The 18,002-nt window shown below is 67.7% G+C and carries 18 protein-coding genes; 9 read left to right on the top strand and 9 right to left on the bottom strand.

Features of this window, described 5'->3' with window-relative positions; translation table 11 throughout:
* The first annotated feature begins 13 nt into the window (after positions 1 to 13).
* From mgtE to ASE63_RS07730, 6 genes are all read left to right on the top strand, one after another.
* Positions 14 to 1,420 carry a magnesium transporter gene (mgtE, locus tag ASE63_RS07755; protein WP_056799099.1) on the top strand — a complete coding sequence of 469 codons (1,407 nt, stop codon included), beginning with the start codon at positions 14 to 16 and terminating at the stop codon, positions 1,418 to 1,420.
* A gap of 75 nt (positions 1,421 to 1,495) precedes the next feature.
* Entirely contained in the window at positions 1,496 to 2,419 is a 924-nt protein-coding gene (locus ASE63_RS07750) for a glycoside hydrolase family 25 protein (protein ID WP_244491324.1), read from the top strand.
* Between the two features lie 114 nt (positions 2,420 to 2,533).
* Entirely contained in the window at positions 2,534 to 3,463 is a 930-nt protein-coding gene (locus tag ASE63_RS07745; RefSeq protein WP_082609744.1) for a GH25 family lysozyme, read from the top strand.
* A 122-nt stretch (positions 3,464 to 3,585) separates the two neighbouring features.
* Positions 3,586 to 4,584, top strand: coding sequence for a CorA family divalent cation transporter (locus ASE63_RS07740; RefSeq protein WP_056799096.1), 999 nt, complete (start codon positions 3,586 to 3,588; stop codon positions 4,582 to 4,584).
* 231 nt (positions 4,585 to 4,815) lie between these two features.
* A complete protein-coding gene (locus ASE63_RS07735) occupies positions 4,816 to 5,988 on the top strand; it encodes an isovaleryl-CoA dehydrogenase (protein WP_056799094.1) in 1,173 nt (390 codons plus the stop codon).
* 200 nt (positions 5,989 to 6,188) lie between these two features.
* Positions 6,189 to 6,704 carry a gamma-glutamylcyclotransferase family protein gene (locus ASE63_RS07730; RefSeq protein ID WP_082609743.1) on the top strand — a complete coding sequence of 172 codons (516 nt, stop codon included), beginning with the start codon at positions 6,189 to 6,191 and terminating at the stop codon, positions 6,702 to 6,704.
* Between the two features lie 49 nt (positions 6,705 to 6,753).
* Here ASE63_RS07730 and ASE63_RS07725 read toward each other — a convergent pair whose 3' ends face one another.
* Together ASE63_RS07725 and ASE63_RS27110 are read right to left on the bottom strand one after the other, a co-directional pair.
* A complete protein-coding gene (locus ASE63_RS07725; RefSeq protein ID WP_056799091.1) occupies positions 6,754 to 8,547 on the bottom strand; it encodes an ABC transporter ATP-binding protein in 1,794 nt (597 codons plus the stop codon).
* Between the two features lie 407 nt (positions 8,548 to 8,954).
* Positions 8,955 to 9,128 (bottom strand): hypothetical protein, encoded by a 174-nt coding sequence (locus ASE63_RS27110; protein WP_156410241.1) that lies wholly within the window; start codon positions 9,126 to 9,128, stop codon positions 8,955 to 8,957.
* Between the two features lie 162 nt (positions 9,129 to 9,290).
* Here ASE63_RS27110 and ASE63_RS07720 point away from each other — a divergent pair, with 162 nt between their 5' ends.
* The gene (locus tag ASE63_RS07720; protein ID WP_056799320.1) at positions 9,291 to 9,983 is read left to right on the top strand and encodes a DUF599 family protein; all 693 of its coding nucleotides are present in this window, start codon (positions 9,291 to 9,293) and stop codon (positions 9,981 to 9,983) included.
* On the top strand, positions 9,980 to 10,249 hold the full coding sequence (locus ASE63_RS07715) for a DUF3253 domain-containing protein (RefSeq protein WP_056799088.1): 270 nt from the start codon (positions 9,980 to 9,982) through the stop codon (positions 10,247 to 10,249). Before ASE63_RS07720 ends, ASE63_RS07715 begins: the two co-directional genes overlap by 4 nt.
* A gap of 25 nt (positions 10,250 to 10,274) precedes the next feature.
* Here the strand turns inward: ASE63_RS07715 and ASE63_RS07710 are convergent, their stop codons facing one another.
* From ASE63_RS07710 to ASE63_RS07690, 5 genes are all read right to left on the bottom strand, one after another.
* Positions 10,275 to 11,063 carry a YdcF family protein gene (locus tag ASE63_RS07710; RefSeq protein WP_056799086.1) on the bottom strand — a complete coding sequence of 263 codons (789 nt, stop codon included), beginning with the start codon at positions 11,061 to 11,063 and terminating at the stop codon, positions 10,275 to 10,277.
* An 80-nt stretch (positions 11,064 to 11,143) separates the two neighbouring features.
* Positions 11,144 to 11,668: a DUF1311 domain-containing protein gene (locus tag ASE63_RS07705; RefSeq protein ID WP_056799084.1), complete on the bottom strand. Its 525-nt coding sequence runs from the start codon at positions 11,666 to 11,668 to the stop codon at positions 11,144 to 11,146.
* 46 nt (positions 11,669 to 11,714) lie between these two features.
* Positions 11,715 to 12,335, bottom strand: coding sequence for a glutathione S-transferase (locus ASE63_RS07700; protein ID WP_056799081.1), 621 nt, complete (start codon positions 12,333 to 12,335; stop codon positions 11,715 to 11,717).
* A 176-nt stretch (positions 12,336 to 12,511) separates the two neighbouring features.
* Entirely contained in the window at positions 12,512 to 14,512 is a 2,001-nt protein-coding gene (locus ASE63_RS07695) for an acetyl/propionyl/methylcrotonyl-CoA carboxylase subunit alpha (protein ID WP_056799080.1), read from the bottom strand.
* Positions 14,513 to 14,715: 203 nt separating this feature from the next.
* Positions 14,716 to 15,225: a hypothetical protein gene (locus tag ASE63_RS07690; RefSeq protein WP_156410240.1), complete on the bottom strand. Its 510-nt coding sequence runs from the start codon at positions 15,223 to 15,225 to the stop codon at positions 14,716 to 14,718.
* Positions 15,226 to 15,426: 201 nt separating this feature from the next.
* Here ASE63_RS07690 and ASE63_RS07685 point away from each other — a divergent pair, with 201 nt between their 5' ends.
* Entirely contained in the window at positions 15,427 to 16,803 is a 1,377-nt protein-coding gene (locus ASE63_RS07685) for a M20/M25/M40 family metallo-hydrolase (RefSeq protein WP_056799074.1), read from the top strand.
* A 31-nt stretch (positions 16,804 to 16,834) separates the two neighbouring features.
* Here ASE63_RS07685 and ASE63_RS07680 read toward each other — a convergent pair whose 3' ends face one another.
* Both ASE63_RS07680 and ASE63_RS27105 read right to left on the bottom strand, forming a co-directional pair.
* On the bottom strand, positions 16,835 to 17,545 hold the full coding sequence (locus ASE63_RS07680) for an HAD-IA family hydrolase (protein ID WP_056799070.1): 711 nt from the start codon (positions 17,543 to 17,545) through the stop codon (positions 16,835 to 16,837).
* Between the two features lie 43 nt (positions 17,546 to 17,588).
* Entirely contained in the window at positions 17,589 to 17,966 is a 378-nt protein-coding gene (locus ASE63_RS27105; RefSeq protein ID WP_056799066.1) for a hypothetical protein, read from the bottom strand.
* Positions 17,967 to 18,002 lie beyond the last annotated feature (36 nt).

Below are 18,002 nucleotides of genomic sequence, written 5' to 3'. Positions count from 1 at the left end.
GCGGAACGGGCCCATGACGGACACCGAAAACGCTCCGGGCGAAACGTTCGACCGCAAGATCCGCAACGCGGACGGCGCCATCGATGCCGTGCTCGTCGAGCAGGTCTCGCAGGCGCTGCTGCTCTCGGATCTGACGACGCTGCGTGCCGTCGTCGCCGACATGCACGAGGCCGATCTCGGCGCGCTGCTGGAAGCGCTGGAGCCGGAGGAGCGGCCGCGCCTGATCTCGCTGCTCGGGCCGGACTTCGACTTCACGGCCCTGACCGAGGTCGACGATTCGGTCCGCGAGGAGATTCTCGAGGGCCTCTCGCCCGAGACTTTGGCGGAAGGCGTCCGCGACCTCGACACCGACGACGCCGTCTACATCCTCGAGGACCTCGACGAAGCCGACAAGCGCGAGGTGCTCGACAAGCTGCCGGCAGCCGAGCGCATCGCCCTGCAGCAGGGCCTTGACTATCCCGAGGACAGCGCCGGCCGGCGCATGCAGAGCGAGGTGGTGGCGGTTCCGGCTTTCTGGAATGTCGGCCAGACCATCGACTATCTGCGCGAGGCTGACGACATGCCGGAGCGCTTCTTCGAGATTTTCGTCGCCGACCCGGCGCATCACTTCGTCGGCACGGTCAGGCTCGACCGATTGCTGCGCACCAAGCGCCCGGTGCCGGTCGCGGAGCTGGTCGAGGACGACAGCCGCGTCGTCAAGGCGACGCAGGACATCGAGGAGGTGGCGCGCCTGTTCCAGCGCTACAACCTCATCGCCGCGCCCGTCGTGGACGATGCCGGGCGGCTCGTCGGCGTGATCACGGTCGACGACATCGTCGACGTGATCGAGGAAGCAGCCGACGATGACGTCAAGCAGCTCGGCGGCGTCCATGCCGACGAAGAGCTTTCGGACACGGTGCGCACCGTGGCGCTCGGCCGCTTCCGCTGGCGCTTCATCAGCCTCGTCGCCGCCTTCATCAGTGCATCCGTAATGGCTATGTTCGAGGCGCAGCTCTCGAAGCTCGTCGCGCTGGCGGTGCTGGCGCCGATCGTCGCCAGCCAGGGCGGCAACGCCGCAACGCAGACGATGACGGTCGCGGTGCGCGCGCTCGGCACCGGCGAGCTCGGCAGCTGGAACATGGCCCGCTTCTTTCGGCGAGAGATGATCGTCGGGCTCCTGAACGGCGTCGCCTTCGCGGCGATCACCGCGCTCGTGGCGGGCTTCTGGTTTGCCGATCATATGCTCGGCACGGTGATCGGCATCGCGATGTTGATCACACTGATCGTCGCGGCGCTGGCCGGCGTCGCGGTGCCGCTGGCGCTCGACAAGGCCGGCGTCGATCCTGCGATCGCATCCGGCACCTTCGTCACCACGATCACGGACGTGATCGGCTTCTTCTCCTTCCTGGGCATCGCGACGGTGCTGCTGCGTCTGGGGTGACGGAAGCGAAAAGCCGGTAACGTAAACCGGGCGTCAAGCTTTCTCCTCAATCTTGCGGCAATGACCGCCCGCCGCATGCAAACCTCATCCTTGGCCCTTCTCGCGTTGGCCGCTGCCCTCGCCCTTCTGGGCGGCTGCGTTGCCATGGAAGGCCATTATCCGGCCAAAGGCGACGCCAAACCCCATCCCGGCGTCGCCGACGCGCACAGATACCCGATCCACGGCATCGACATCTCGCGCTGGCAGGGCGAGATCGACTGGACCGCGGTCAAGGGCGCGGGCACCCGCTTCGTCTTCATGAAGGCGACCGAGGGCGGCGACCACATCGACCCCGCCTTCAAGCGCAACTGGGAAGGCGCGCGCCGCGCAGGCGTCGCGCGCGGCGCCTATCATTTCGTCTACTGGTGCCGCCCGGCCCATGAGCAGGCGATCTGGTTCAAGCAGCACATTCCCAACGACCCGGATGCCTTGCCGCCGGTGCTCGACGTCGAATGGAACGGCCATTCGCGCAGCTGCCCGCAGAAGATCGATCCCGAGCTCGCCCGCGAGAAGATCCGCCTCATGCTGACCGAGCTCGAGCAGCTCACCGGCAAGAAGCCGGTGATCTACACCGACATCCCCTTCCACAAGGACGTCCTAGAAGGGCAGTTCAACGACTATCCCTACTGGATCCGCTCCACCGCCGCCCTGCCCGAGACCCGCTACAACAACCGGCCCTGGGCGTTCTGGCAATTCACCACCACCGGCCGCGTGCCCGGCATCAAGGGCGATGTCGACCGCAACGCCTTCTACGGCAACGAGGGCGAGTTCGTCGGCTGGATGACCGGCCGCTTCGACATCGGCACGCGCCGCTGGACCCGCGAGCGGCCCGTGCCGCCCAATCCGGGCCCCGAGCGCGAGGCGCCGCGCGCGCCTGCCGTGGCGCAGATGCCCGGCAGCGCGACGCCCGTCTCCTCGGCCTTCCAGCCGGTGGCCGACGAGATCGCCGAGACCGAATGACCGGCGGCTGCGGCGGTTAACCACACCGCCCATCTTCCGCGCAATCCGAGCCGTCCAGGTAATACTCGCTTAACCGCGCTCGCCTCTCCTGACTTCGCTTGATGGAGGGTCTTGATGCCGGTTCGAACGACGATCTGGGCGCGCAGCGCCGCCGCGATGCTGTTGGCGGTCCTGCTCTCCCCCCTCGCCGCGACGGCCGGGCCCCACTATCCCAAGAAGAGCGACGCCAAGCCGCATCACGGCGTCCGCGAGGCACGGCTGCGCACCATCCACGGCATCGACGTCTCGCGCTGGCAAGGCGAGATCGACTGGGCCCGCGTCAAGGACGCCGGCACCCGCTTCGCCTTCATCAAGGCGACCGAGGGCGGCGACCATCTCGACCCGAATTTCCGCCGCAACTGGGCCGAGGCCAAGCGACACGGCGTCGCGCGCGGCGCCTATCACTTCGTCTGGTGGTGCCGCCCCGCCAGGGACCAGGTGCGCTGGATGAAGCGCCACATCCCGCGCGACCGGGACGCGTTGCCGCCGGTGCTCGACGTCGAATGGCAGAACGGCTCGCAATGCACCCGCAAGGTCTCGCGCGAAGACGCGCTCGAGAAGATGCGCATCATGCTCGCCGCGCTGGAAGAGCACACCGGCAAGAAGCCGATCATCTACACCGACATCAATTTCCACGAGGACATCCTCGAGGGCGAATTCAACAACTATCCCTATTGGCTCCGCTCGACGGCGGCACCGCTGAAGCACCGTTACAACCGCACCAAATGGGAATTCTGGCAGTTCACCACGACCGGCCGGGTGCCGGGCATCACCGGCGACGTCGATCGCAACGCCTTCTACGGCACCGAGCGCGAATTCGCGGCCTGGCGCGATGGTCGCTTCGACATCGGCACGCGCAGCTGGCGCGGCGGCGAGCCGAAGATCCAGGTCGCCCGCCCCGGCGTCCTGCCGACGCCGCCCGCCCGCGTTGCCGGAAGCCGCGCCGGAGCGCCGCCGCGCCCGCCTGCGCGCGTGCCGTCGCGCACCGCCGAGGCGCGCAACTGAGGCGAGCGGCCGGCTGCCTTGTCATGAAACTGTCAGGCGCGGCGCGCAGGGCTCGCGCCCGTCCCTCGTTTCTCCCGGCGCGCAGCCCATGACCTCGACCATCGAAGCCCTCGACCATCGCCATGCGGCCTGACGAGCAGTCGCGAGCCGGCATCGTCTGGGCCTACCGATTCGATGCAGCTGGCAGCCCTTCCCTGGTCCCGCGCGGCGAAATTCCGACCCTGCCGCCGCAGGAGGGTTTCGTCTGGCTGCATCTCGATCTCGTCCATAACCACACCAAGGCCTGGATCGGCCAGCAAGCGCGGCTGCTCTCGCCGACCGCCGAGGAGGTCTTCCTCTCGACGGAGCCGCATCAGCGGCTCGACCATTCGGCCGGGCTGGTCTGGGGCGTGTCGCATGACCTGATCCGCGACGTCGACCGCAACTCCGGCGAGGTCGGCGCGCTCTACTGGATCGTCGCCGAACGCTTCGTCATCACCGGACGGCGCGAGGCGATGCGCTCGACGAGGCTGGTGGCCGAGACGCTCGACCGCGGCGAGACGGTGGCCAGCACGGCCGATCTCTTCGAGCTCCTCGTCGAATTCATCATCGACGACGTCACCGACGCCGTGGTGCGGCTGATGGACTTGACCGACAGCGTCGAGGACCTCGTGCTCTCCGACAGCTTCGAGGGCGCGCCGAGCCGCATCGGCGCGATCCGGCGCACGGCGGTCCGCCTGCACCGGCAACTCGGCGGGCAGCACCTGCTGCTGCGCCGCTTCTCGGACGGCAGCTCGGGCCGGGGCGCACCCGATGCGATGCGGGCCTGCGCCGGCCGCCTGCTGCAGCGGATCGACGGGCCGCATGCCGACGTCCAGTCGGTGCAGGATCGCGCCCGCCTGCTGCAGGACGAGATGGCGGCCCGCTCGGCCAGCCAGACCAACCGCCAACTCTACACGCTCTCGATCCTGACCGCCCTGTTCCTGCCCGCGACCTTCATCACCGGGCTCTTCGGCATCAATGTAAAGGGCCTGCCCTGGGTCGAGACCGATCTCGGCGCCGGCTTCGTGACGCTGGCCTGCGTCAGCGCCGCGACGATGACGCTGATCCTGCTACGGCGACGCGGCGTGATCGGGAAATAGGTCTGCGCACCGGCTCATTCTCCCGTCATGCTCGCCCCTGTGGCGAGCAACCACGTCCTGAACACAGCCCTCGCCGAAAGAAGACGTGGATGGTCGGGACAAGCCCGACCATGACGAAATGGGCTCGGACGCCAAACCGACCTGCGCAGCCGCGCGCACTGACTCGCCGTCTTTCCACGCTATAACTCAGGAAAACGCCGCGCCCGCTCGCGGCCAGCCGGGAGGTTCACCATGCTCGCCAACGCGCCCCGCCCCTTCAATTTCGACCTCGGCGAAACCGCCGACGCCATCCGCGACACCGTCCATGCCTTCGCGCAGGAGAAGATCGCGCCGCGCGCCGAGGAGATCGACCGCAGCAACCAGTTCCCGCACGATCTCTGGCCGCAGATGGGCACGCTCGGCCTGCACGGCATCACCGTCAAGGAGGAGGATGGCGGCGCCGGGCTCGGCTATCTCGAGCATGTCGTGGCGATCGAGGAGGTTTCGCGGGCCTCGGCCTCGGTCGGCCTCTCCTACGGCGCCCATTCCAATCTCTGCGTCAACCAGATCGCCCGCAACGGCAACGCCGCGCAGAAGGCGAAGTACCTGCCCAAGCTGATCTCGGGCGAGCATGTCGGCGCGCTCGCCATGTCCGAGCCATCAGCCGGCTCCGACGTCGTGTCGATGAAGACGCGCGCCGAGAAGAAGGGCGACCGCTACGTCCTCACCGGCAACAAGATGTGGATCACCAACGGGCCGATCGCCGAGACGCTGGTGGTCTACGCCAAGACTGATCCGGCCGCCGGCTCGAAGGGCATCACCGCCTTCCTGATCGAGAAGGGCATGAAGGGCTTCTCGACCCATCAGAAGCTCGACAAGCTCGGCATGCGCGGCTCGGACACCTGCGAACTCGTCTTCGAGGACTGCGAGGTTCCCGAGGAGAATGTGCTCGGCTCAGTCGGGCGCGGCGTCAACGTGCTGATGTCGGGCCTCGACTATGAGCGCGTCGTGCTCTCGGCCGGCCCGCTCGGCATCATGCAGGCGGCGCTGGACGTGGTCATGCCCTATGTCCACGAGCGCAAGCAGTTCGGCCAGTCGATCGGCCAGTTCCAGCTCGTCCAGGGCAAGCTCGCCGACATGTATGTGATGATGAACGCCTGCAAGGCCTATGTGTATGCCGTTGCGAAAGCCTGCGACCGCGGCGAAACCACCCGCGAGGACGCTGCCGGCGCCATCCTGATCTCGGCCGAGAAGGCGACGCAGATCGCGCTGGACGCGATCCAGCTGCTCGGCGGCAACGGCTACATCAACGACTATCCGACCGGCCGCCTGCTGCGCGACGCCAAACTCTACGAGATCGGCGCCGGAACCAGCGAAATCCGGCGCATGCTGATCGGGCGGGAATTGTTCCAGAAGACGAAGTAGGACGAGGCAGCCGCAACGCCTTTCTTCCTTCTCCCGAATGGGAGAAGGTGGTCCGGAGGGCCGGATGAGGGCCTGCCGTTGCAGCAAAATGGCGCAACGTCTCCGTCACGGCTTGACGAATAGCGGCGGTCCCTCACCCTTGCCCCTCTCCCATCCGGGAGAGGGGTTCCCGAACCCCTCTGATTCAGACGTTTTTGCCAATGCCCCTCTACTTCGCCTACGGCCTTAACATGGACCGCGCCGGCATGGCCCAGCGCTGTCCCAACTCGCGCGCGCTCGGCCTCGCGCGCCTGCCGCGCCACCGCTTCATCGTCACACGCGACGGCTACGCCTCCGCCATCCGCGACCCGCGCGAGGAGGTCCATGGCGTGCTCTGGGATTGCTCGCTCGGCGACATCCGCACGCTCGACAAGTTCGAGGAGCTGGCGAGCGGGCTCTATGTGAAGATCAATCAGCCGGTGATCGTGCCCGGCGGAGCCAAGCGCGCGCTGATCTATATCGGCCGCTCGGCCGATCCCGGAAAGCCGAAGCCCGGCTATATGGAGACGGTCATCGCCGGAGCGAAAGAGTTCGGCCTGCCAGAGAGTTACGTCAGCGGCCTGAATCGATTCCTGAGCAAGCCGAATCTGGATGTGAGGTCGCTGGATCATGAGCCAAGCGACCTGCCGCCTGGGCCGGTGAAGGGCGTGCGGCCCCGCGCGCTGGCGCCGAAGTGAGAGCCGAAGGCCGTCATGCTCGGGCTTGGCCCGAGCATGACGGCACCGTTCACACCGCGAGCCCTTTGGCGAGCTCGCTGACCTGCTTCTCGAACAGCGCCCGATAGGCGCCGCCCTCGACGCCGAGCAGCGCCTCGTGCGGCCCCTCCTCCACCACCCGGCCCCGGTCAAAGACGAGGATCCGGTCCATCGCCCGGACCGTCGAGAGCCGGTGCGCGATCACGATGGTGGTGCGGCCTTCCATCAGCCGCTCCATCGCCTCCTGGATCAGCGCCTCCGATTCCGAATCGAGGCTGGAGGTCGCCTCATCCAGGATCAGGACCGGCGCATCGGCAAGGAAGGCGCGCGCGATCGCTACGCGCTGGCGCTCGCCACCCGAGAGCTTGACGCCGCGCTCGCCGACCATCGTCGCGTAGCCCTTCGGCAGCCGCACGATGAAGTCATGCGCGTTGGCGAGCATCGCCGCCTGCTCGATCTGGGCGAGCGAGGCGCCGGGGCGGCCATAGGCGATGTTCTCCGCCAGCGAGCGGTGGAACAGCACGGGCTCCTGCTGCACGATGGCGATCTGCCGGCGCAGGCTCTCCTGCGTCACCTCGGCGATGTCCTGCCCGTCGATGGCGATGCGACCCGCGGTGAGGTCGTAGAGCCGCTGCACCAGCTTGACGAAGGTGGTCTTGCCCGAGCCCGAGCGCCCGACGAGCCCGACCTTCTCGCCGCCCTGGATGGTCAGCGAGAAGTCGCGATAGAGCGGCTCGTGATGGCTGCCATAGTGGAAGGTGACGTTCTCGAAGGCGATCTCGCCCGCCGTCACGCCCATCGCGACAGCGCCCGTCCGGTCCGGCACGCCATAGGGAAGATCGTGCATCGCGACGAGCTCCTCCATGTCGTTGACCGAGCGCTGCAGGTTATGCACGTGCTGGCCGACATCGCGCAGATAGCCATGCACCACCGCATAGGCCGTCAGCACGAAAGCGACGTCGCCCGCACTCGCCTGGCCCTTCAGCCACAGCCAGATCACAAGGCCGATCACCGCCGCGCGCAGCGCCAGCAGCACCACGAGCTGGCCGGTACCCGACCAGGTGCCCCGCAGCCAGGCGCGGCGCGTGCGCAGGCTCCATTTCGCCATGACGGTCGCAAGGCGGCGATCCTCGCGCGCCTCGGCGCCATAGGCCTTCACCACCGGGTTGCAGGTGATCGCGTCGGCCAGCGAGCCGCCGAGACGGGTATCCCAGGCGTTGCCCAGCCGCGCCGCCGGTGCGACGAAGCGCAGCGACAGCCCGAGCGTCAGCCCGATATAGACGAACGCCCCCACCGCGACGACGAGCCCCATCACCGGCCAGTGCCAGGCGAGCAGCACCGTCATGCCGAGCAGGATGACGAGCGAGGGCAGCAGCGCGATCAGGATCGTGTCGGTCAGGAGGTCGAGCGCCCACATGCCGCGCGTGATCTTGCGCACCGTCGAGCCGGCGAAGTTGTTGGCGTGCCAGTCGGTCGAGAAGCGCTGCAGCCGCGCGAAGGATTCCTGCGCCACGTCGCTCATGGTCCGCAGCGTCATGGTCGTCAGCCCGACATAGGCGAAATGCCGCCCGAGCACGGTGATGGCGGCGAGCACCATCATGGCGCCGAGCGCCCATAGCGCCGCATCGGCCGCACCGGTGCCGCTCGCCACGGCATCGACGAGGCGGCCGGCATAGAGCGGGGTGAACAGCTCCGCCAGCGTGCCGGCGATGGTCACGCCCGAGACCCAGGCGACCTGCCCGGGCTGGCGCGCCCAATGGTTGAATGTGAAGCCGAGAACGGCCCGGAACGGCTCGCGCCGCCCGGTTGAATCGAGTCGGGACATGATCGTATTCGGCCCGTAAAGAGCCGACTCCGGAGCAATGCGAAGACGGCGCGGCGCGCCGGTCTTCAGCGAAGGACAAGAAGCGATGGAAGAATGCTCAGGCGCCGCCTCGGGCGGGCCACGGGCGAATCCGGCCTAGCGGCGTGGTCGCCTGGGCATGGACGCCGAAGCGAACTCGGGCCAAGAGGCGAACTCTGGCCAAGAGGCGAACTCGGGCGAAGGGACGAACTCGGGCGAAGGGACGAACTTGACGATGAATTCCATTCGGCCCTCCCTGTCCGCGTTGTGAGCAACGTCCCAAAATGCCGCAGCACGGCCGCTCTGGCAAGCCGCCCCGGCGCTTCCCTGCCGGCATGAGGCTTCCCGGCAACAGCCACCCGCCTCCGGCAGGGTGCCGATGAGCCCGCTCACCAGAACAGCGCGAACAACCTGATCGCGATCACCAGCAGGAAGGCGGTGATGACGATGCCGACGACCTGGTGGCGCTTCGCCCGGTCCGGGAACTGGCGCGCCAGCAGCCGGCCCAGCGGCCTGCGGAACACGAAGGCAACGACGACGAGAACGATCAGGATGTGGGACAAGGCGCAGTCTCGAACCGTTCCGGTGGCAGCAGGCGGGACGATTCGCCGGCTGCGGCCTGCGTTCTTCCTGCTCGACACCCTTGTCGGCTCCAGCGAAGCAGGTCAATGCAGGGGTGTCTTCAAGCGGCGACGGAACCCGCAAGCTGTCGGCAGGGGATGGGCATGATCGGATTCGAGACCCTCGACATCATCGGCGCGGTGTTCTTCGGCGCGGCCTGGATCGGCTATCACTTCGCCGTCGAGATGGGCCCGCATGCCGGCAGGAGCCTCAACATGCGGATGAACCTGCGCCGCGCCCGCTGGATCCGCGAGGCGATGAGCCGGGACAATCGAATCTTCGATGCGCAGATCATGAACGGCCTGCAGAACGGTACCGCCTTCTTCGCCTCGACCTCGCTGATCGCGATCGGCGCCACGCTGACCCTGCTGCAATCGACCGACCGCGTCGTCGCGATCTTCGCCGACATCCCGCTGGGCACGGCGCCGACACGCGCCGCCTGGGAGCTCAAGGTGATCGGGCTCGCCGTGATCTTCGGCTACGCCTTCTTCAAATTTGCCTGGAGCTACCGGCTGTTCAACTACTGCGTCATCCTGCTCGGCTCGCTGCCGCCGGCCAGGGAGCATGAGGCAAAGGACGCCGAGCGCGCCGTCCATGAGGCGATCGAGATGAACATCGCCGGCGGGCGGCATTTCAACCGCGGCCAGCGCGCCTTCTTCTTCGCGCTGGCCTATATGGGCTGGTTTCTCGGCCCGATCACCTTCCTCCTCTTCACGGGAGCCGTCCTGGTGGCGATGTACCGGCGGCAATTCGCCTCCGACGCCGCCCGCGTCTTCCGCTATCCGGACATCACATGACCAAGCCAGACGACAGCGAGCTCGAGGCGGCGATCCTGAGGCTCGCGGCAGAGCGGGGCGAAGGCCGCACCATCTGCCCCTCCGAGGCTGCGCGCGCGCTCGGCGGCGACCATCCCGAAGGCTGGGGCCCGCTGATGCAGCCGATCCGGCGGACCGCGGTGCGGCTGATGAAGGAGGGCCGGATCGTCATCACCCGCAAGGGCCGCCCGGTCGATCCCGACGATTTCCGCGGCGTCTACCGGCTGCGGCTGCCTGAGGGCGAGTAGGCCCGCCCGGCCAATCGCACCGTCCTCACGGCCCCGGAAACAATGCGTCGGTGTAACCGACGAGGCGGTAGGCCACGAGCCCGACCCATTCCTTGAATCCGTCATCGGCGATCATCAGCCCGCGCGGCGCACGCCCCGAGACACGCAGGAACTCCTGCAGCCTCTCCTCGGTCAGGTAATCGACCGGGAAGGCCTCGACATCGAAGCCGGCCTTGCGGAACACCCCCATCGAGCGCGGCATGTGCCAGGCCGAGGTCACCAGAAGCCAGCGCTCGCCGGGCTTGGGATCGACCAGCTGCTTCGTGAACATCGCGTTCTCGCGGGTGTTGCGCGACTTGTCCTCCAGCACGATCCGCTTGCGCGCGATGCCGAGCCCTTCGAACAGCACGCTCGCCCCGTCCGATTCCGTCTTGGTGACCGGGGAGATCAGGTTGGCGGCCCCGCCGGCGAAGACGATCCTGGCTTCCGGATGCAGCCGGGCGAGCTCGACCGCCTTGGTCATGCGCGCCCCGGCGCTGGTCAGCACCACGTCGCCGCGCGCCACGCCGATCGACCCGCCGAGCACGATGATGCCGGCGACCGGGCCCTTCTCCGCCGGCTGCTGCGGAAAGCGGTTCTCGAGCGGCCACATTACCAGCCGCGGCAGCGGGCTGAAGGCCATCAATATCAGGAACAGCATCGCGGCGGCGCCGAACCAGCGCGCCAGCCAGGCGAAGCGCGTGAAGGCAAGCAGCGCGGCCAGGGCCGCGAGCAGGATCGCGAGGTTCACCGGCGACAGGACGAACCAGACCAGCTTGGAGAGAACGAAGAACATGAACGGGCTCCAGGCCGGGGCGGATGAGCGCTCCTCTTAACCCGCGAAGCCTGACAGCAAGCTAACGCGCCGGTTTGGGATCAGCGGATGATCCGCGGCGGCTGCGCCGGCCGGCGCTGCGCGCCCTGCCCCGGCATGCCGCGCTCCAGTTCCAGCGCTCGCGCAGCGACCTCTCGCAGCTCGCAGCCCGCCTGCCGCCCGGCCTGCCAGCCCTCGCGCTGCGTCGTTCCATAGAAGGCGCACTTCTGGGCGATGTAGCCTTCCCAGGTGATGTGAAGGGCCGCGAGCCGGCTGCGTTGCCCGGCATCGAGTCCGCGCCCGCTCTGCTGCATCGCCGCCGTCAGGCGCTCGCGCCAGGCCGCCTCCTCGCGCCGCGCGCAGCCGAACTCGGCCGCACGCCTGTCGCCGGTGGCGGCGCGCACGCAGGAAACCGCGATCCCGCCGACGCAGGAGGATCGCTGAGAGCGGCTGTCGCGCAGGCAGGCGGCCAGGGCTGCGCGGTCGCTCGCAATCGTTGGATTGCCCTGCGCCGCAGCAGGCGCAGCCGGCACGAAGGAGAGCAGGAGGATGGGCGAAAGCAGGAAGGCGAGTCTTGGCAGCAGCATGGGCCCATCTTGCCATCCATCGCGCCGGGGGCAAGTGCCGCCGCGATCACGTCACCGGCAGTGCAAGCGCAGGCCTAGCCGCCGGGCGGGCGAAGATCGCCTCGTACCAGCGCTGGACTTGCGGCCGAGCGAAGCGCTCGACCGGCATGTTGAGCCAGCGATGCGCGCCGCAGCCGACCGCAATGTCGGCCATGCCGAAGCGCTCGCCGGCCAGGAAGCTGCGCTTGGCCAGATGATTGTCGAGAATCTCCATCAGCCGCTCGGCCTTCGCGATGCTCGCCGCGATCTGCTTCGGCTCCATGAATTCCGGCTCCTTGCGGACGAGACCGCGGAGGACGGGCGCCAATGCCGGCTGCAGCTCAGACTGCATCCAGTCCATCCAGCGGTCGGCATCGGCGCGCTTCGCCGGATCCTCCTCCCAGATCCAGCCCGAGCCGTAGCGCGCGGCGAGATAGCGCACGATGCTGTTGGATTCCCAGATGCAGACCTCGCCATCCTCCAGCACCGGAATCTGCGCATTGGGATTCTTGTCGAGGAAAACCGGCTCGCGCAGGCCGCCGAACGGTCCACCGCAATCGATGCGCTCGAAGCTTTGGCCGACCTCGCCGGCCGCCCACACCGCCTTCTGGACGTTGATGGAGCTGATCCGCCCCCAGATCGTCAGCATGCGCAGCTCATTCCTCGTTATCGTCGCTCGAACTGTCCGCGCGCCCGACTTGATTGGCAAGGCTTACGTCATTGCGAGCGCAGCGAAGCAATTCAGGGGGACGTAACGCTCCACGATGCTGGGTTGCTTCGCGGAGCCTGCTGGCTTGCCGAAGGCAAGACTCGCAATGACGAAGCTCAGGCGAATTCCATGATCACGGCGTCGACGGCGAGCGAATCGCCTTCCTTCGCCAGGATCTTGGCTACGGTGGCGTCCTTCTCTGCCCGCAGCACGTTCTCCATCTTCATGGCCTCGACCATGCAGAGCGCCTCGCCGGCCTTGACCTCCTGCCCGACCGTAACCGAGATCGCCTTGACCACGCCGGGCATCGGGCAGAGCAGGACCTTGCCGGTGTCGGCCGCGACCTTTTCCGGCATCAGCGCCGCGAGCTCGGCCTCGCGCGGCGTATGCACCTGCGCGTCGGCATAGGCGCCGGCATGGCCGAGCGAGACGCCATTCAGGATCGCGCGGACCTGCGCCGCGACCGCGACCCCGTCGAGCGTGCCGCGCCAGACCGGTTCGCCCGGCCTCCAATCGCTGACCACTGACAGGCTGCGCGAGCCGAAATCGATCGCCACCGCATCGCCCTGCTCGCTGACCTGCCCCTCGAAACGCTCAGCCCCCAGAGCGACGATGCGTGTGCGTTCGAAGGCGACCCTGCGCCAGCCTTCCATCTGCGCCGAGACATGGCGCTTGCGCTGGTTGAGCCTGTGGTCGCAGGCGATCGCGATCGCCGCCATCCGCAAGGCGACCTCGCCCTGCGGCGCCGGCAGCGCAAAACCCTCGGGAAATTCCTCGGCGATGAAGCCGGTCGAAAGATCGCCCGCAATCCAGCGCGGATGGTGCATCAGCGCCGAGACAAAGGGGATGTTGTGGCGGATGCCGTCGATGGCGAAGGCATCGAGCGCCCGCCCTTGAGCCTTGATCGCGGCCTCGCGCGTCGGCGCATGGGTCACGAGCTTGGCGATCATCGGGTCGTAATAGATCGAGATCTCGCCGCCCTCGTAGACGCCGGTGTCGTTGCGCACCGTCGCATCGCCATCGGGCCCCTCCGCCGGCGGGCGGTAGGTCACGAGCCGGCCGGTCGAGGGCAGGAAGTTGCGGGTCGGGTCCTCGGCATAGACGCGGCTCTCCACCGCCCAGCCGTCCAGCTTTACATCGGCCTGGGTGAGCCTGAGCTTTTCGCCATAGGCGACGCGGATCATCGCTTCGACCAGGTCGACGCCGGTGATCATCTCCGTCACCGGATGCTCGACCTGAAGCCGCGTGTTCATCTCGAGGAAGTAGAAGGACTTGTCCTGCCCCGCGACGAACTCGACCGTGCCGGCGGAATCGTAGTTCACGGCCTTGGCCAGCGCGACCGCCTGCTCGCCCATCTTGCGGCGGGTCGCCTCGTCGAGCAGCGGCGACGGCGCCTCCTCGACGACCTTTTGATTGCGGCGCTGGATCGAGCATTCGCGCTCGCCGAGATAGATGACGTTGCCGTGCTTGTCGCCCAGCACCTGGATTTCGATATGGCGGGGATCGACGATGAACTTCTCGACGAAGACCCGGTCGTCGCCGAAGGACGACGCAGCCTCGGACTTGGCCCGCGCGTAACCCTCCGCGACCTCACCGGCGGAATGGGCGATGCGCATGCCCTTGCCGCCGCCGCCGGCCGAGGCCTTGATCATGACGGGATAGCCGATCTCGTCGGCGATCCTGACCGCGTGCTCGGGGCTGTCGATGACGCCGAGGAAGCCCGGCACCGTCGAGACCTTCGCCGCGGCCGCGGCCTTCTTCGATTCGATCTTGTCGCCCATCGCGGCGATCGCGCCCGGATTGGGGCCAATGAAGACGATGCCGTTATCCTTCAACGCAGCAGCGAAGGCCTCGCGCTCGGAGAGGAAGCCATAGCCCGGATGCACGGCCTCGGCGCCGGTCTGCTTGCAGGCGGCGACGATCTTCTCGATCTGCAGATAGGATTCCGCAGCGGGTGCGGCGCCGATATGCACGGCCTCGTCGGCCATCTCGACATGGAGTGCATCCCGATCGGCGTCCGAATAGACCGCGACGGTCCTGATGCCGATGCGCCGCGCCGTCTTGATGACACGGCAGGCGATCTCGCCGCGGTTCGCGATCAGGATCTTCGAGAACATGCGTGGCGCCTCCCCGGGGTCTGTCGACCCAGTTAGAGCATCTCGGGCAGAACCGGCTACCCGATTCTTGCACGGCCGGACGGCAAAATGCCGGATCGGCGCGCCGATCCGGCTCGGGGTGTAGGGAACGCCGAAAGCGGCGTCCACCGATGCTAAAGTCGGCAGCCGGCTATCGGCGCGTCGCCGACCGGCTTTGCGTGCATTCAGGAAACCAGCAAGCGGCGCTCGCGACGGGCGCGCGACACCGGGCGCAGCGCGGTGTCGAAGGCAAAGGTCAGCAGCGTCTCGTCGCAGCCCTCGGCCTCGCGAACGATCTCGGCGGCGATCCGGCGCGCCGTCGGCGTCGGGCCCTCCCCGGCGGAGAGCGTCGTCACCAGCCAATAGGCCTTGTCGCGATCGATATAGCCGGTCGGGCGGTTCTGCCAGACGGCGAAATCGACGGTGAGCGCGACGAGGAGATCTGCAAAAGCCTCGCAGCGCCGCGGCACGGCACGGTCGAGTGCGATCAACACATCGATGTCGTCGCGCGTCAGCACGGCATCGGCGACAATATCACGCTGAAAGAACTTGACGTCATCGATGTTGATCGCGCCGCGATCCAACACGAGATCGACGAATTCACGAAGCTGAAGAGCAATCATTGTTCGACCCCTGCTCGGCTTTGTTTTGAGCCGTTGCGTTCCTGCTGTGGGAACACCATGGATCGCCACCATCCAGCAGGTGGTTAACAGCCAAATCTGAACACGTGTTCAGGTTAAACGCTCCTGATCGGACGTGGTTGCGAGGTCGTTACTGGTCCGCCCTCATGGGTACCCGTCAGCGGCTCTGCGGGCTGCGCCCAGTGCATTGGACGTGGTCGCACAGGGCGCTCTACCGTGCCCTTCGGATTCCCCACTTTGAGAAGACAGGCGACAATGACTTCTTCGGACACACTGGCTGCGGTCTTCGAGCATATCGAGACGAACCGAAGCGCCTTCCTCGATCGCCTGATCGCCTATCTGCGCCACCCCAGCATCAGCGCCGAGAACATCGGCATCGCCGAGGTCGGCGCGCTGCTGGTCGAGATGCTGACCGAGATCGGGCTGGAAACCAGCCTGGTGCCGACCGACGGCCATCCCATGGTGGTCGCGCGCTGGCAGAAGGCTCCGGGCAAGCCCACCGTACTGCTCTACGGCCATTACGACGTGCAGCCGCCCGATCCGCTCGACAAATGGCTCTCGCCGCCGTTCGAGCCGACCATCCGTGACGGCCGCATCTATGCGCGCGGCGTCGGCGACAACAAGGGCCAGCACTTCGCCCAGATCCTCGCGATCGAATCGCATCTGAAGGTGCACGGTACGCTGCCCTGCAACGTCATCCTGCTGCTCGAGGGCGAAGAGGAGATCGGCAGCCCGAACATCGCCGGCTTCGTGCAGGCCAACAAGGCCCTGCTCGAGGCCGACCTGGCTGTCACCGCCGACGGGCCGCGGCACGCCAGTGGCGCGGCCGCGATCAAGTTCGGTTCCCGCGGCGTGGTCTCCTTCGAACTGCGCTGCCGCCATGCCAGCCGCGACGTCCATTCCGGCAATTTCGGCGGCGTCGTGCCGAACCCGATCTGGACCCTGGTCCACCTGCTCGGCACCATGAAGAACGCGGACGGCGAGATCACCATCGCAGGCCTCCATGATGACATTGAAGCGCCGACGCCCGAGGAGCTAGACGCCATCGCGCGCCTGCCGCTCGACATCGAGGCGGTGCAGCGCAGCCTCGGGCTGACGCGCCTCGACGCGCCCGCCGACCGGCCTTTCTATGAGCGCCTCTGCTTCCGCCCGACGCTGACCATCAACGGCTTCCATGGCGGCTATGGCGGGCCCGGCACCAAGACCGTGCTGCCCAACGAGGCCTTCGTGAAATGCGACATCCGCCTGGTCGAGGCGCAGGATCCGCAGGACATCCTGCGCAAGGTCGCAGCCCATGTCGCCGAGCACGCGCCGGAGGTCGAGTTCGTCGCGGCCGATAGCGGCATGCAGCCCTCGAAGACGCCGATCGCCTCGCCCTTCACCGCCCCGCTGCGGCGCGCCTTCGTCGCCGCGCAGGGCGTGGAGCCGCTGCTGATCCCGGCCGGATTCGGCAGCCTGCCCGGCTACGTCTTCACCAAGATCCTCGGCATCCCCGCCTTCGTCACGCCCTATGCCAACCCGGACGAGGCGAACCATGCGCCGAACGAGAACCTGACGCTCGACTGCTTCTATAGCGGGCTGCGCACCGGCGCCGCGCTGTTGCACGAACTCGGGCAGTTCAAGGCGCCCTGAGCGGTCGCAGCGCCCGCATCTGGCCGCCTCTTCAAGCCGGCTGCGGCCGCCCGTCGACGATATCGAGCAACGCGTCGCAGCGCTCGATCACATGCCGCGCTCCGGCCGCCCGCAGCGCGCCGACCGGCTGGAAGCCCCAGGAGACGGCGACGGGTATAACCCCGGCCGCCGCCGCCATTTCCATGTCGAAGGAGCTGTCGCCGACCATCAGGGTCCGCTCGGGCCTTGACCTCGTCTCGGCCATCGCCTGCAGGATCATCTGCGGATGCGGCTTCGAGATCGCGTCGTCGGCGGTCTGGATGGTGGCGAACAGGCCGCCCCAACCATGGCGTTCGATGATGTAGTCCGCGCCGCGTCGCGACTTGCCGGTGGCGATGCCGAGCTTGAGGCCGGGCCGTGCGCCAAGCGTCGCCAGCGTCCCGGCGACGCCGGGAAACAGCGGCTCGTCGAGGGCGGCATCCGACAGCGCCTGCTGCCGCATGGCGCCGAAGACCTCCTTGTAGGTCGCGGTCAGCGCCTCGTCCGGCAAGGCGAGGCCGCCGAGCCGCATCAGCGCGATGTTGAGCGTCAACCCGATCACGCCGAGCCCGGCCTCGCGGCCGGGATGGACGAGCCCATGCCGCACGAAGGTCTCGACCTGCGCTGCGAGCAGGATCGCTTCGGAATTGATCAGGGTGCCGTCGAGGTCGAAGATGACGAGGTCCATGTGCGCGCTGTAGCCCGGATCGCGGATGCGATCCATTGCATGGCGCTCATGGCACCCCGGCCGACGGCCTCGCGATCGCTCAGGAACGGGCCTCGCGGGCGCAGCTGTCGACCGCCTTGCGCAGGTCGGCCCCGTCGAGCCCCTTGCCGCGCGCCTCCTTGCGGCATTCGGCGCGCTGGGCGAGGTCCGGCCGCTTGGCATTGAAGCAGGAGACGAGGGCAGCCGTCCGTCCGGTACCCGACAGGCCCTGGCCATCCGCCTCCTGCTTGCAGGCGGTCCGTGCCGCCGCAGCCGTGGGCTTGCCGTCGCGCGTCAGCCCGTCGCGGGCGTAGAGCTGCACGCCCGGAAACTTGGCCTGGATGCAGTCGCGCATCGCCACCCTGAGATCGTCGCCGGACAGCGCGACATGCTCGGCCAGGCAGTCCTGCCGCGCCTTGGCCCGCTCGGCGCGCGGCACGGGTTAGTCGGCCTGGGCGGCAACGGGCGTTGCGGC

The sequence above is a fragment of the Allobosea sp. Root381 genome (assembly GCF_001429395.1).
Classification (GTDB): domain Bacteria; phylum Pseudomonadota; class Alphaproteobacteria; order Rhizobiales; family Beijerinckiaceae; genus Allobosea.
The sequence above is the reverse complement of the archived record's forward strand: the minus strand, read 5'-3'. Positions and strand labels throughout refer to the sequence as shown.

Bases quoted from the DNA above. Each gene is read 5' to 3' on its own strand.
- mgtE (WP_056799099.1), top strand. From the start codon at position 14: ATGACGGACACCGAAAACGCTCCGGGCGAAACGTTCGACCGCAAGATC.
- ASE63_RS07750 (WP_244491324.1), top strand. From the start codon at position 1,496: ATGCAAACCTCATCCTTGGCCCTTCTCGCGTTGGCCGCTGCCCTCGCC.
- ASE63_RS07745 (WP_082609744.1), top strand. From the start codon at position 2,534: ATGCCGGTTCGAACGACGATCTGGGCGCGCAGCGCCGCCGCGATGCTG.
- ASE63_RS07740 (WP_056799096.1), top strand. From the start codon at position 3,586: ATGCGGCCTGACGAGCAGTCGCGAGCCGGCATCGTCTGGGCCTACCGA.
- ASE63_RS07735 (WP_056799094.1), top strand. From the start codon at position 4,816: ATGCTCGCCAACGCGCCCCGCCCCTTCAATTTCGACCTCGGCGAAACC.
- ASE63_RS07730 (WP_082609743.1), top strand. From the start codon at position 6,189: ATGCCCCTCTACTTCGCCTACGGCCTTAACATGGACCGCGCCGGCATG.
- ASE63_RS07725 (WP_056799091.1), bottom strand. From the start codon at position 8,547: ATGTCCCGACTCGATTCAACCGGGCGGCGCGAGCCGTTCCGGGCCGTT.
- ASE63_RS07720 (WP_056799320.1), top strand. From the start codon at position 9,291: ATGATCGGATTCGAGACCCTCGACATCATCGGCGCGGTGTTCTTCGGC.
- ASE63_RS07715 (WP_056799088.1), top strand. From the start codon at position 9,980: ATGACCAAGCCAGACGACAGCGAGCTCGAGGCGGCGATCCTGAGGCTC.
- ASE63_RS07710 (WP_056799086.1), bottom strand. From the start codon at position 11,063: ATGTTCTTCGTTCTCTCCAAGCTGGTCTGGTTCGTCCTGTCGCCGGTG.
- ASE63_RS07705 (WP_056799084.1), bottom strand. From the start codon at position 11,668: ATGCTGCTGCCAAGACTCGCCTTCCTGCTTTCGCCCATCCTCCTGCTC.
- ASE63_RS07700 (WP_056799081.1), bottom strand. From the start codon at position 12,335: ATGCTGACGATCTGGGGGCGGATCAGCTCCATCAACGTCCAGAAGGCG.
- ASE63_RS07695 (WP_056799080.1), bottom strand. From the start codon at position 14,512: ATGTTCTCGAAGATCCTGATCGCGAACCGCGGCGAGATCGCCTGCCGT.
- ASE63_RS07690 (WP_156410240.1), bottom strand. From the start codon at position 15,225: ATGGTGGCGATCCATGGTGTTCCCACAGCAGGAACGCAACGGCTCAAA.
- ASE63_RS07685 (WP_056799074.1), top strand. From the start codon at position 15,427: ATGACTTCTTCGGACACACTGGCTGCGGTCTTCGAGCATATCGAGACG.
- ASE63_RS07680 (WP_056799070.1), bottom strand. From the start codon at position 17,545: ATGGATCGCATCCGCGATCCGGGCTACAGCGCGCACATGGACCTCGTC.